Below are 12236 nucleotides of genomic sequence, written 5' to 3'. Positions count from 1 at the left end.
GGTGGCAGCAGCCACCGGGCCACCGCCGTTCCTGGGGCCGCTCACCCGCCCACCGGTGCGCGGGCCCTCGGGATCAGGCGAGCGCCGGGGCGGCCGGCGGACCGTCGCCGACCAGGCGGTACGACGCCTCGCCGACCGGTTCGACGAGTCCGTCGGTGACGAGGCCGGCCAGGGCTCGGGATCGTTGCACGTCGTCGGTCCACACCTGGTCGAGACGTTGGCGCGGAACCGGGCCCGTCGTCTCGCGGAGCACGCCGAGCAGCAGGCCGCGGACCTGCCGGTCGGTGCCGGCGTACCGCTGGGGGCGGCGGCTGGGGCCTTCGGGGGCGACCCGACCGCTGGCCCGCCACGCACAGATGCCCTCGACGGGGCACCCGGCGCAGCGGGGCGAGCGGGCGGTGCACACCACGGCACCGAGTTCCATGATGGCCGCGCTGGTGAGGGCGGCGGCGGCCGGCTCGACGGGGAGCAGTTCCTCGGTGGCCACCAGGTCGGCGGGGCGGGTCGCCGGTCCGGCGTCGGGCTCACCGGCCACCGCCCGGCAGACGACCCGGCGAACGTTGGTGTCGACCACCGGATGACGCTGCCCGTACGCGAAGGCGGCAACCGCCCGCGCGGTGTACGTCCCGACGCCGGGCAGGGCCAGCAGGTGGTCCAGCCGGTCGGGGACGTCGCCGCCGTGCCGTTCCACGATCGCCACCGCGCAGTCGCGCAGGCGGACCGCGCGCCGGGGGTAGCCGAGCCGGCCCCACATCCGGATCGCCTCCGCCGGGCTGTCCGCGGCCAGCGCGGCCGGCACCGGCCAGCGTGCCATCCACGCCTCCCAGGCGGGCACCACCCGCACGACGGGGGTCTGCTGGAGCATGACCTCGCTGACCAGGATGGCCCAGGCGCCGACGTCCGGCTTGCGCCAGGGCAGGTCGCGGGCGTTGCGCTCGTACCACCGGCTGACCAGGGTGGCGAAATCGGGTTCTGTCATCGCGTCGTCCATGATCCCATGCGTGCAGGTCCCGCTGGGTGGGCGGTCCGGGCGGGGCGTGTCGGGGAGTGCCGGCCCGATCGGGCAGAATGCCCGGATGAACGAGCTTGCGATCACTGTCATCGGCCGGGACCGGCCGGGCATCGTGGCCGACGTCGCGGAGGTGCTCGCCCGGCTCGGGGCGAACCTCACCGACAGCACGATGACGCGGCTGCGGGGGCACTTCGCGATGACCCTGATCTGTGTCGGGCCGGCCGCCGTCGAGGTCGAGGCGGCGCTGGTGCCGCTGGCCGCCGACGGCCAGCTGCTGGCGACCGTACGCGCGGTCACCCCGGACGGTGCTGCCGAGTCGGCCGGCGAGCCGTACGTGATGGCGGTGCACGGCGCGGACCGGATGGGCATCGTCGCGGCGATGACCCGGGTGCTGGCCGACGAGGGCGGCAACGTGACGGATCTGAGCACCCGGCTGGCCGGGGCGCTCTACGTCGTGGTGGCCGAGGTGGACCTGCCGCCGGGGGTGGCCGGCGGGTTGGCCGCCCGACTCGCGACGGCTGCGGCCGAGCTGGGTGTCGACGTCACCCTCCGACCGGCCGATCCGGACCTGCTGTGAGCGGCGGGGAGACGACCACGGGGTACGTGGGGCTCGGCGGTTGGACGCCGGAGGCGCTGACGGTGCCGGGGTGCGTGCTGCCGGTGGTGTCGGCGCCGAATCCGGTGCTCAGCCGGGCGGCCGGCGAGGTGGATCCGACGGCCGACGAGACGGTGCGGCTGGCGGCCGACCTGATCGCCACGATGCGGGTGTCGCCGGGCTGCGTCGGTCTGGCCGCCCCGCAGGTGGGCGTGGAGGCCCAGGTCTTCGCGGTGGACGTCACCGGGCACCCGAAGGCGGTGACGGTGCACGGGACGTTCGTGCTGTGCAACGCCCGCGTGGTGGAGGCGTCCCGCTGGAAGGCGGGGCGGGAGGGCTGCATGTCGGTGCCCGACCTGACCGGCGACGTGAAGCGGGCCGGTCGGCTGGTGGTCGAGGGCATGCTGCCCGGCACGGGAGAGAAGGTGCGCCTGGCGACGGACGCGTTCGAGGCGCGGGCGCTGCAGCACGAGATCGACCACTGTGCCGGTCTGCTGTTCCTCGACCGGGTGGCGGGGGCTCACGCCGTCTACCAACGCAAGGTCTACCTCTGATGACGGCCGGGCGGCGGTCAGGCTGCGGTGGTGACTCCCGGTGACCACTCGGCCGGCTGACTGTCGCATGTGGATGGTCGCCGGGAGCGGGTCGGGCGCGTCCCGGCGCGTCGCTGCTGCCGGCGACGCGCCACGCCGCTACGGTGGGGCATCATGCGTCTGACGGTCGGCCCCCTGCCCCCTGCCGTGTACTGGCGGCGTCGTGCCGTCGTGCTCGGAGCAGGTCTGCTCTTCCTGATTGTTCTGCTCTACTCCTGTAACGGTCCGGATCCGGATCGCGACGCGAAGGACGGGCAGCCGAACTCGGGCGCGTCCGGCGGGACGACGCCGGAGGCCACCGGTTCGGCGCTCACCCCGCAGACCGGTCTGCCGGTGCCGGGCGGGTCGGCCGAACCGGGCACCGACCCGTCGGTCGAGCCCAGCCTGACCGACAACCCCCCGGCCCCGGTCGCCCCGGTGGCCGACGCGGGCGCCTGCGCGGACGCCGAGCTGACGGTGACGGCGGTGCCGTTGCCCGCGACCGTGGTGCGGGGCGCGCCCGTGGACCTGAAACTGAGGATCCGCAACCGGGCGGAGCGGACGTGCAGCCGGGATGTCGGCGCGGACGAGCAGGAACTGTTCATCAAGTCCGGCGCGGAGAAGGTCTGGTCCTCGGACACGTGCGGCACCGCCAACGGGTCGGACGTGCAGTCCTTCACCGCCGGCTTCGAACGCTCGTACCAGGTGACCTGGAACGGCCGGGCGAGCACCCGGTGCGCCGACGGGGTGGCCAACGGGCCGACCCCGCCGGCTGGCAGCTACGAGGTCTTCGCCCGGGTCGGCACCAAGCTCAGCGCTCCGGTGAAGCTGACCCTCACCGGCTGAGCGACGCGGGCGGGCCGCCGGTCAGACGTACCGCTCCAGGATGGACGCCTCGGCGAGCCGCGACAGGCCCTCGCGGACGCCCCGGGCGCGGGCGTCGCCGACGCCGTCGACGGCCTGGAGATCCTCCACGGTCGCGCCGAGCAGCCGCTGGAGGCTGCCGAAGTGCACGACGAGGCGGTCCACCACCGTCACCGGCAGTCGGGGCACCTTGGCCAGAAGGCGGAACCCGCGCGGGCTGACCGCCGCGTCCAGGGCGTCGGAGGCGGCCGGGTAGCCGATCGCCTTGGCCACCGCGACCAGGTCGATCAGCTCGGTGGCGGAGAGCAGATCCAGCTCGACCAGCGCCTCGTCCAGCGTGCGGGGCTTCCGGCCGGTGGGCAGGTAGTCGCGGATGACCAGGGTGCGGTCGGCGTCCACGCCGGCCATCAGCTCGTCGAGCTGCAACGCGAGCAGCCGGCCGTCGGTGCCCAGCTCGACCACGTACCCGGCGATCTCGTCGGCGATCCGGCGGACCATCTCCAGCCGCTGCACGACCGCCACCGCGTCACGGACGGTGACCAGATCTTCGATCTCCAGCGCCGACAGCGTGCCGGAGACCTCGTCGAGCCGCAGCTTGTAGCGTTCCAGGGTGGCCAGCGCCTGATTGGCGCGGGACAGGATGGCTGCGGAGTCGTCCAGCACGTGTCGCTGGCCGTTGACGTAGAGACTGATGATCCGCATCGACTGGCTGACCGAGATGACGGGGTAGCCGGTCTGGCGGGCGACCCGTTCGGCGGTCCGGTGACGGGTGCCGGACTCTTCGGTGGGGATCGTCGGGTCGGGCATCAGGTGCACGGCGGCCCGGACGATCCGGGTGCCGTCGCTGGAGAGCACCACCGCGCCGTCCATCTTGCACAGCTCGCGGACGCGGGTGGCGGAGAACTCGACGTCCAGCGGGAAGCCGCCGGTGCACAGCCCTTCGACCACCTTGTCGTAGCCGAGCACGATCAGGGCACCCGTCCGGCCGCGCAGGATGCGTTCCAGCCCGTCGCGCAGCGCCGTGCCCGGCGCCATGAGGGCCAGGTTCGCGCGCAGCGGGTCGCCGGCGCCGCCGCCCCCGGTCACGCTCACGTTGATCGGACGGGCCGGCGAGCCCACAGCACCGGTGCGGGCGTGGGGCGTCGCGCCGGCAGGCTTGGTGGTGTCGCGGTCAATCGGCACTGGCACAGTCTACGGACTGCCCTGCGGTGGGTGCTGTCGTGGTTACTGTGATGTGTCACGATGTCCCGGCCTGACCTGGGTGTGTCGTCACCGCGGTCACTCCGCCGAGGCGCGGGCCGCCGCCTGCAACGCCGCCCGCACGTCGGTGACCTCGATCACGCGCATCTGCTCGGGGCCGGCGCCGGTGCTCTCCGGGCCGCAACCGGGTGGCACCAGGGCCAGCCGGAAGCCCAGCCGGGCCGCCTCCGCCAGCCGCCGGGGCACCGCGCCCACCCGCCGGAGTTCACCGGTCAGCCCGACCTCGCCGATCGCGACGAGGTGTGGGGCGATGGCCAGGTTGAGGCCGCCCGACGCCACCGCGAGGGCCACGGCGAGGTCGGCGGCCGGCTCGACCACCCGGATGCCGCCCACGGTGGCGGCGAAGACCTCCCGGTCGTGCAGGGTCAGCCGCTCGGTGCGACGTTGCAGCACGGCCAGGACCATCGCCAGCCGGGCCGAGTCGAGCCCGGAGACCGTGCGCCGGGGAGACCCGGCCACCGTCGCTCCGATCAGCGCCTGCACCTCGGTCACCAGCGCCCGACGCCCCTCCATCGCCACCGTCACGCAGGTGCCGGGGACCGGCTCGGAGTAGCGGGTGAGGAACAGCCCGGACGGGTCGGCGAGGCTGCTGATGCCGCCCTCGTGCATCTCGAAGCAGCCCACCTCGTCGGCCGCGCCGAACCGGTTCTTGACCCCGCGCACCATCCGCAGGGAGGAGTGCTTGTCGCCCTCGAAGTGCAGCACCACGTCGACCAGGTGCTCCAGCACGCGTGGACCGGCGACCTGGCCGTCCTTGGTGACGTGGCCGACCAGCACGGTGGCGATGCCGCGTTCCTTCGCGACCGCGACCAGCGCGGCGGTGACCGCGCGGACCTGGGTGACCCCGCCGGGCACGCCCTCCGTGCCGGTGGTGGAGATGGTCTGCACCGAGTCGAGCACCAGCAGACCGGGCTTGACCGCGTCGAGGTGACCCAGCACGGCCGCCAGGTCGCTCTCGGCGGCCAGGTAGAGCTGGTCGTGCAGCGTGCCCATCCGCTCGGCGCGCAGCCGCACCTGGCTGACCGACTCCTCACCGCTGACCACCAACGACGGGCTGCCCGCCCCGGCGGCCCACTGCTGCGCCACGTCGAGCAGCAGGGTGGACTTGCCGACCCCGGGCTCGCCGGCGAGCAGCACCACCGCGCCGGGCACGAGACCGCCGCCGAGCACGCGGTCGAGTTCGCTGACCCCGGTCGGCCGGGCGCGGGCCGGCGCGGCGCTGATGGTGGCGATCGGCCGGGCCGGCTCGGCGGGCACCCGGGAGCTGACCACGCGGCCGGACACCGTCGGGCCGGTGACGGTGCACTCGACCACCGAACCCCACTCGCCGCACTCCGGGCAGCGGCCGACCCACTTGGGGGGCTGGTGGCCGCAGGCGTCGCACTCGTAGGCGGGACGGGGCTCGCGGGCGGCGGCCCGGCCGCGCCCGCCGGCCGCGCCCCGCGCGGGGGTCGCTCGGGAGGTGCTCACCCCCGGACGCTAACCCGCCGGTACGACGAAGACGCCGCCGACGTGGCCTTCACCACGCCGACGGCGTCGGACGATCAGGGGGTGGCGCTCAGTGCCCGTCCTCGCCCTCGAACTCCGTGTGCCGCTCGATCACCGGCGGCGGTGCGGGCGGGGCGGTCAGCGGCACGGCGACCGGGGCGGGGCCGGTGATGACGACGCCGTTGCCGAAGTCGAACGTCATCATGACGTTCTGGCCGGAGCGCAGGCTCTCCCGCAGGCCGATGAGCCCGAGCACCTGCTCGCCCTCGGTGTTGAGCTGGACGAAGCTCAACGGCGGGATCTCGATCCGGGCGGGCTGACCGGCCGGGGCCGCGGGCGACCCGGACGGGCTCGGCGTCGCCGTGGGGCTGGTCGCCCCCGGCTCCGTCGGGGTGGGCGACGGTGCCCCGCTCTCCGTGGGGGTGGGCGACGGCACGACGGACGGATTGGCGGTGGCCGTGTCGGTGTCGACGATCACGACGTCGCGGGCGTCCTCGGTGGTGATGGTCACCGTGACCGGATCCCGGGAGTCGTTGTAGATCACCGCGTTGAGCACGGCGTTGTCGCCGGCCTCGTAGCCGTCGATGCCGGGGAACGCGACCAGCAGGCCACGGATGGCGTACTCGCCGTCTTCGGCCTCAAGGTTGACGCCCTGGATGGACGGCTCCTTGAGGGCGGTCTCGGAGATCTGACCCGCGCCGCACCCGGACAGCAGCAGACCGGCCGCCGCCATCCCGGACAGCAGCAGGGCCGCCCGCCCCCTGATCGAGCCCGTCACGTCGGTCCTCCTCGTCACGATCACACCCGGTCGTACGCCGCCGGGCACGATGGCCATGCCCGCGCAGACCGCGCTCCAGGGTAGTGGGGCCTGATCGGGGCCCGCACGCGGACCCGGCGAAGCCACCTGCCACGGTGACGCTCAGCCCACCCGGCCGGCCGTCACCAGCAGGACGACATCGATCAGCGCCACCAGCATGACCGCCCGGAAGGCGGCCACGGGGCGGGTGGCGGCACGGCCGGCGTACCAGCTCAGGGGCGGCACCACGACGGCGACCGCGACGGCGGCGAGGCCGACGCCCGACGGTGGCCCCGGCGGCCCCAGGACCAGCGTGGCGGTGGCGGCCAGCAGCAGCCCGGCGGCGGCGGCGCGGCTGCCCACCGGGCCGAGCCGGTGCGGCAGCCCACGGACCCCGGTGCGGGCGTCGTCGGCCAGGTCGGGCAGCACGTTGGCGAAGTGCGCCCCGGCCCCCAGGCACGCCGCGGCGGCCACCAGCCAGGCCGGCGGCGCGGGGGCGTCGGGCAGCGCGAGCACCACGAAGGCGGGCAGCGCGCCGAACGAGACCGCGTACGGCAGCACCGACACGGGACTGGACTTCAGCGGCCAGTTGTAGAGCAGCGCCGAGACGAGGCCGACCATGGCCCACGACGCCGCCACCGGGTTCGTGGTGAGGGCGACCGCGCCGGTGGTGACCGCGGCCACCAGCGCGGCCAGGGCCGTGACGCGGCGGCCGACCACACCCGCCGCGACCGGCTTGTCGGTACGCCCCACCGTCGCGTCCCGCCCCGCGTCGAGGGCGTCGTTGCTCCAGCCCACCGCCAGCTGACTGGCCGCCACCGTCACCACCACGGTGACGACCCCCCGCGGGGAGTGTCCGACCCCGACGGCCAGGAGTCCGGCCACTGTGGTGACCGCGGCGGCGGGTTCCGGATGACTTGCTCTGACCAGCCCTAACACCCTCGACGACATAACGGAAGTCTGGTCGTTACCGGGGAGTCGTGCCACGCTCGGGGGCATGCCGATCGCAGGTCGTACGCTGCCCCGCAACGATCCGCGCCAGTACGACGACCTGGCCGGCGAGTGGTGGCGTCCCGACGGAGCGTTCGCGATGCTGCACTGGCTGGCGGCGGCGCGGGCGGCGCTGGTCCCCCCGGCCACCCGGCCCGGGGCGGTGCTGGTCGACCTCGGCTGCGGTGCCGGTCTGCTCGCCCCGCACCTGTCCGGCAGGGGCTACACCCACGTGGGGGTCGACCTCACCCGCTCGGCCCTGACCCAGGCCGCCGCGCACGGGGTGACGGTGGTCAACGGCGACGCCACGGCGGTGCCGCTGGCCGACGGCTGCGCCGACGTGGTCTCCGCCGGGGAGATCCTGGAGCACGTACCGGACTGGCGCAGCGCGGTGGCCGAGGCCTGCCGCCTGCTGCGTCCCGGCGGCCTGCTGGTGCTGGACACCCTCAACGACACCCTGCTGGCCCGGCTGGTCGCGGTGGAGGTCGGCGAGCGGCTGCCGACGGTGCCGCGTGGCATCCACGATCCACGGTTGTTCGTGGACGACCGTGAGCTGGTCGCCGAGTGCGCCCGGCACGGGGTGACGCTGCGGGTGCGCGGCGTACGGCCCGAGATCCGCGGGTTGGTGGGCTGGCTGGTCCGGCGGGCACGTGGCGGCGCACGACCGGCCCGGCGGGTGCCGCGCATGGTGCCCACGTGGTCGACGGCGGTGCTCTACCAGGGTCGTGGGGTCCGCGGCGGGTAGCGGGCCGACGCGGGGGTACAGGGTTGGGTGAGAAGGGGGTTCCATGACGGTGCACGCGCTGGAGGCGGCCCGCCGGCTGACGCCGCGGCTGGCCGCCCGGGCCGGACAGTACGACCGCGACGGCGCGTTCCCGGTCGAGGACTTCCGCGACCTGCGGGAGGCCGGCCTGTTCGGGCTGATGGTCCCCCGGGAACTGGGCGGGGCGGGTGCCACGTTCGCCGAGTACGCGGCGGTGGCGACCGAGCTGGCCCGGGGCAACGGGGCGACCGCGCTGGTGTTCAACATGCACGCCTCGGTCACCGGCGCCCTCGGCGCGGTCACCGAGGAACTGGCCGAGGCTCTGGGCGTACCGGACGAGGCGCTGGCCGCCCGCGACCGGCTGCTGCGGGCGGCGGCCGAGGGATCCTGGTACGCGGTGGCGATGAGCGAGCGCGGCGCGGGGGCCCGACTCTCCCAGCTGAGCACCGTCTACGAGCCGGTGGAGGGGGGCTGGCGGGTCAAGGGCAGCAAGACGTTCTGTTCCGGCGCGGGGCACGCCGACGGCTACCTGGTCGCCGCACGCAGCGCCGCCGACCCGTCGCTGGTCTCCCAGTTCCTGGTGCCGGCGGGCGACGGCCTGACCGTCGAGCCGACCTGGGACTCGCTGGGCATGCGGGCCACCTCCTCGCACGACCTGCACCTGGACGTCACCGTCCCGGCGGACCGGCTGCTCGGCGGCGTGGAGGGGCTGGCCCTGGTGGTCGCCCAGCTCATGCCGCACTGGCTGGTGGCCAGTTACGCGGCCGTCTACGTCGGGGTGGCGCGGGCGGCCGTCGACGCGGCGGCCGAGCACGCCAACACCCGGAACCTGGCCGGCCTGCCGGCGGTGCGGGCCCGGCTGGGGCGTGCCGACGCGGCGGTGGCGGCGGCGCACCTGACGGTGGCGGAGGCGGCCCGCCGGGTGGACGAGGCCCCCGGCGACGCGGAGACCAACCGTTGGGTGTGGCGGGCCAAGCTGCTGGCCGGCACGACCGCCGCCGAGGTGGCCGCGTCGGTGCTGGAGGCGGCGGGCACGTCGGCGACCCGGCGGGGCCACCCGCTGGAGCGGCTCTACCGGGACGCCCGGTGCGGCTCACTGCATCCGGCGACGTCCGACGTGTGCGCCGACTGGCTGGGGGTGGCCGCTCTGGGCGGCGACCCGGACCGGGACGGGACGGCCCCTCGTTGGTGACGGTGGGACGTAGGCGAGAGGGAGAGGTGGGGCCGTGTCCGTACCGGTGATCGCGGGTCTGGGTACGGCGCATCCGCCGTCCGCCGCGCAGGGCGAGCTGTGGGACCGCTTCTTCTCCCGGCACTTCTCCGGCACCACCAGAGCGCTCGCCGAGCGGATCTTCGCGAACTCGGGGGTGAGCCGGCGGCAGGCGGCGGTGAACCCGCTCCTGGAGGACGTCTCGGACTGGTCGACCGAGCGGCGGATGCGCCGCTACCAGGTGGAGGCGCTGCCGTTGGGCAAGGAGGCGGTGGGGCGGGCGTTGACCGCCGCCGGGCTCTCCGCCGGGGACGTCGGGTTGTTCGTGGTGTGCTCCTGCACCGGGTACGCCACCCCGGGGCTCGACATCATGCTCGCCCGTGACCTGGGCATGGCGCCCGCCACCCAGCGGATGTTCGTCGGCCACATGGGCTGCTACGCGGCGCTGCCGGGGCTGGGCGCGGCGGGCGACTTCGTGACCGCCCGGGGGCGTCCGGCGCTGCTGCTCTGCGCCGAGCTGACCAGCCTGCACATCCAGCCGTCGTCGGCGCGGGTGGACACCCAGCAGATCATCTCCCACGCGCTCTTCTCGGACGCGGCGGTCGCCGCCGTGCTCGTCCCGGGGGGCCGGGGGTACGCGGTGCGCGAGGTCACCTCGGTGACGGACACCTCCACGGCCGACCACATGACGTGGGACGTCACCGACACGGGCTTCCGGATGGGGTTGTCGCCGAAGGTGCCGCAGGTGCTGTCCACGCACGTCCGCGCCCTGGTCGACGAGCTGCTGGCACGGCACGGCCACGCCCTGTCCGGGGTGGACGGCTGGGCGGTGCACCCGGGGGGCCCGCGCATCCTCAACGTGGTGGAGCGGGAGCTGGGGCTGCCGGAGGCGGCGCTGGCCGCCTCGCGGGCCACCCTCGACGAGCACGGCAACTGTTCGTCGCCGACGGTGCTGTTGATCCTGGACCGGCTGCTGCGCGCCGACGTGCCGCCGCGGCAGGTGGTGATGCTGGCCTTCGGTCCGGGCCTGACCCTGTACGCGGCGTTGCTGGAGCGCGAGGACTGACTCCGGGGCCACGTGCGAGTTCCGGGCTACGCTCGAAGATATGGACGTCGATGTCGCCCGCCGGGCCCGGGGGGCCGTGCTGACCGTGGCGGGTCTGCTGGCGGTGGCCGGCGGCGGCTCGTGGTGGCAGGCGAACGCCCCGGTCCCGGCGTCCTCCGTCGACATCGCGACCGCCGGGCTGCGCTTCGTTCCGGCGGTGCCGCGCAGCGCCGTGGAACCTGACGGTGGGCCGGCCGGCGGCGGGGTGCCGGCCGGGCCGCACCGTTCGGAGGTGTGGGAGGTCGATCCGGCGACGGGCGAGACGACCCGCACCGGGTTCGGTGACGAGCAGCCGGACGCGGCGGACGGGTCCGGGGTGCCCGGGGCGCGTTCCGGCGAGGTCTGGCAGGTGGATCCGCGTACGGGTGAGGCCCTGCTGGCCGACCCGTTGGAGCGCACGCTGGGCATGGCCCGGCTGCCGAACACCCTGTGGACGGAGCGGGCCCCGCTGACGCCGCGCAACGAGATCACCCGGCAGGTGCGGGCGCGGGACGGCGACCGGCTGCTGCTGGAGTTCCGCTGCGCCGGGCGGGGCTGGCTGACGGTGCGGGTCGAGGGTGGGCGTACGGCTCGCGAGCAGCACCGGGTCAGCTGTGACGGGCGGGTCACGGGGGCGGAGGTGGTGGGTGCCGGCACCTGGGTGCTGGTGGGTCTGTCGTCCGAGACGGCCGGGGTCGAGGTCGAGGCCCAACTGGTCGCCCTGCCCTGAGCGGTTCGCCGGCGGTCAGCCGGTCGGGGTCGCGGCCGGGGCGAGGCGGGTCAGGTCGGCGCGGTACTCCTCGACGGTGCTCGCCGCCGGGACGACCCGCACGAGCAGGCCACCGCGGTCCACCAGCAGCACGGTCGCGCTGTCCGGCCGGGCGGGCAGGTTCACGAAGGCCCGCAGCCCGCCGGCCGGGTCGGCCAGCGCCCGTACCCCCGGCGGAGGTGGGCCGGTGGGGGTGCGCCCACCGGAGACGGTGACCACCGTCACGCCGGGCGGTGCGGCGGCGGCGGCCTCGACCACCCGGTCCGGGCACGGGCACCCGTCGACCAGGAGGACGACGGCGGGCAGCAGCCCGCGCAGGGGCACCGGGGCCTGCCCGGCGTCGACCAGGTCGAGGGCGGGCAGCGGCCGGCCGGCGAGCCCGGCGGGTGTCGGGTCGGGGGTCGTGGTGGTCAGGCCCGTGGAGCGTCCGGTGCGCGGCCAGGTGGCGACGAGCAGCCCGCCGATCGTGGTCAGCAGTGCCACCACGATGACGAGCGCGGGGTACGCGAGGGCGGGCCGTCGGGTGCGGCCGCGGGCCGCCCCGCGCAGCTCACGGCGGACCTGGGCGGCCTCCGCCGCCAGCGCGGCGGCATCGTCCGGCACGACGACCCGGCCCCATTCCGGGGGCAGGTCGGGCAGCTCGGGGCCGTCCGCGTCCGCCTTGCCCATACCGACCCCCTGGAGTGTCTCGGTGAGCCGACAGCGGTCGCCCTCCAGCGTCCCGCACCGGGCCTGCTCCCGCCACACCTCGGCGGGGTCGCGACGGGCGGGCTACCATGGGACGAGCGCATAGCCCTTGATCTCGACGTTTCTTCCCTCCGTGCCGGGTGTCA

At 75.2% G+C, this 12236-nt stretch carries 13 protein-coding genes; 7 read left to right on the top strand and 6 right to left on the bottom strand.

Going from position 1 to position 12236, the window contains the following annotated elements:
• Positions 1–73: 73 nt before the first annotated feature.
• Complete coding sequence (locus GA0070616_RS10530; RefSeq protein ID WP_091090441.1) at positions 74–979, bottom strand: HhH-GPD family protein; 906 nt, start codon at positions 977–979, stop codon at positions 74–76.
• 97 nt (positions 980–1076) lie between these two features.
• On the opposite strand from GA0070616_RS10530, the gene GA0070616_RS10525 reads away from it, so the two are divergent.
• From GA0070616_RS10525 to GA0070616_RS10515, 3 genes are all read left to right on the top strand, one after another.
• Complete coding sequence (locus tag GA0070616_RS10525) at positions 1077–1589, top strand: glycine cleavage system transcriptional repressor (protein ID WP_091080148.1); 513 nt, start codon at positions 1077–1079, stop codon at positions 1587–1589.
• On the top strand, positions 1586–2161 hold the full coding sequence (locus tag GA0070616_RS10520; RefSeq protein WP_091080144.1) for a peptide deformylase: 576 nt from the start codon (positions 1586–1588) through the stop codon (positions 2159–2161). The genes GA0070616_RS10525 and GA0070616_RS10520 overlap by 4 nt, the downstream gene beginning before the upstream one ends.
• Before the next feature lie 153 nt (positions 2162–2314).
• Positions 2315–3025 carry a hypothetical protein gene (locus GA0070616_RS10515; RefSeq protein WP_091080141.1) on the top strand — a complete coding sequence of 237 codons (711 nt, stop codon included), beginning with the start codon at positions 2315–2317 and terminating at the stop codon, positions 3023–3025.
• A gap of 21 nt (positions 3026–3046) precedes the next feature.
• Here the strand turns inward: GA0070616_RS10515 and disA are convergent, their stop codons facing one another.
• The 4 genes from disA to GA0070616_RS10495 all read right to left on the bottom strand — a co-directional run bounded on the left by disA (position 3047) and on the right by GA0070616_RS10495 (position 7586).
• Positions 3047–4225 (bottom strand): DNA integrity scanning diadenylate cyclase DisA, encoded by a 1179-nt coding sequence (gene disA, locus GA0070616_RS10510; RefSeq protein ID WP_091080137.1) that lies wholly within the window; start codon positions 4223–4225, stop codon positions 3047–3049.
• Positions 4226–4321: 96 nt separating this feature from the next.
• Positions 4322–5773 (bottom strand): DNA repair protein RadA, encoded by a 1452-nt coding sequence (radA, locus tag GA0070616_RS10505; RefSeq protein ID WP_091080134.1) that lies wholly within the window; start codon positions 5771–5773, stop codon positions 4322–4324.
• An 88-nt stretch (positions 5774–5861) separates the two neighbouring features.
• Positions 5862–6569, bottom strand: coding sequence for an RAD23 family protein (locus tag GA0070616_RS10500; protein WP_091090438.1), 708 nt, complete (start codon positions 6567–6569; stop codon positions 5862–5864).
• A gap of 141 nt (positions 6570–6710) precedes the next feature.
• A complete protein-coding gene (locus tag GA0070616_RS10495; protein WP_425412937.1) occupies positions 6711–7586 on the bottom strand; it encodes a UbiA family prenyltransferase in 876 nt (291 codons plus the stop codon).
• On the opposite strand from GA0070616_RS10495, the gene GA0070616_RS10490 reads away from it, so the two are divergent.
• The 4 genes from GA0070616_RS10490 to GA0070616_RS10475 are packed head-to-tail and all read left to right on the top strand — an operon-like array spanning position 7585 to position 11364.
• Complete coding sequence (locus GA0070616_RS10490) at positions 7585–8322, top strand: methyltransferase domain-containing protein (RefSeq protein WP_091080127.1); 738 nt, start codon at positions 7585–7587, stop codon at positions 8320–8322. The genes GA0070616_RS10495 and GA0070616_RS10490 overlap by 2 nt on opposite strands.
• Positions 8323–8365: 43 nt before the next feature.
• Positions 8366–9532, top strand: coding sequence for an acyl-CoA dehydrogenase family protein (locus GA0070616_RS10485; RefSeq protein WP_091080124.1), 1167 nt, complete (start codon positions 8366–8368; stop codon positions 9530–9532).
• 34 nt (positions 9533–9566) lie between these two features.
• Positions 9567–10616 carry a type III polyketide synthase gene (locus GA0070616_RS10480; protein ID WP_091080120.1) on the top strand — a complete coding sequence of 350 codons (1050 nt, stop codon included), beginning with the start codon at positions 9567–9569 and terminating at the stop codon, positions 10614–10616.
• Between the two features lie 40 nt (positions 10617–10656).
• Positions 10657–11364 (top strand): hypothetical protein, encoded by a 708-nt coding sequence (locus GA0070616_RS10475; RefSeq protein ID WP_091080116.1) that lies wholly within the window; start codon positions 10657–10659, stop codon positions 11362–11364.
• A gap of 15 nt (positions 11365–11379) precedes the next feature.
• Here GA0070616_RS10475 and GA0070616_RS10470 read toward each other — a convergent pair whose 3' ends face one another.
• Complete coding sequence (locus GA0070616_RS10470; protein WP_091090433.1) at positions 11380–12072, bottom strand: hypothetical protein; 693 nt, start codon at positions 12070–12072, stop codon at positions 11380–11382.
• Between the last annotated feature and the right edge of the window lie 164 nt (positions 12073–12236).

This window comes from Micromonospora nigra, assembly GCF_900091585.1.
Taxonomy (GTDB): domain Bacteria; phylum Actinomycetota; class Actinomycetes; order Mycobacteriales; family Micromonosporaceae; genus Micromonospora; species Micromonospora nigra.
This window is presented reverse-complemented; position numbering and strand designations above follow the sequence as displayed.

Excerpts from the sequence above, each read along its gene's own strand:
- GA0070616_RS10530 (WP_091090441.1), bottom strand. The coding sequence starts at position 979 with ATGACAGAACCCGATTTCGCCACCCTGGTCAGCCGGTGGTACGAGCGC.
- GA0070616_RS10525 (WP_091080148.1), top strand. The coding sequence starts at position 1,077 with ATGAACGAGCTTGCGATCACTGTCATCGGCCGGGACCGGCCGGGCATC.
- GA0070616_RS10515 (WP_091080141.1), top strand. The coding sequence starts at position 2,315 with ATGCGTCTGACGGTCGGCCCCCTGCCCCCTGCCGTGTACTGGCGGCGT.
- GA0070616_RS10490 (WP_091080127.1), top strand. The coding sequence starts at position 7,585 with ATGCCGATCGCAGGTCGTACGCTGCCCCGCAACGATCCGCGCCAGTAC.
- GA0070616_RS10495 (WP_425412937.1), bottom strand. The coding sequence starts at position 7,586 with ATGCCCCCGAGCGTGGCACGACTCCCCGGTAACGACCAGACTTCCGTT.
- GA0070616_RS10485 (WP_091080124.1), top strand. The coding sequence starts at position 8,366 with ATGACGGTGCACGCGCTGGAGGCGGCCCGCCGGCTGACGCCGCGGCTG.
- GA0070616_RS10475 (WP_091080116.1), top strand. The coding sequence starts at position 10,657 with ATGGACGTCGATGTCGCCCGCCGGGCCCGGGGGGCCGTGCTGACCGTG.
- GA0070616_RS10470 (WP_091090433.1), bottom strand. The coding sequence starts at position 12,072 with ATGGGCAAGGCGGACGCGGACGGCCCCGAGCTGCCCGACCTGCCCCCG.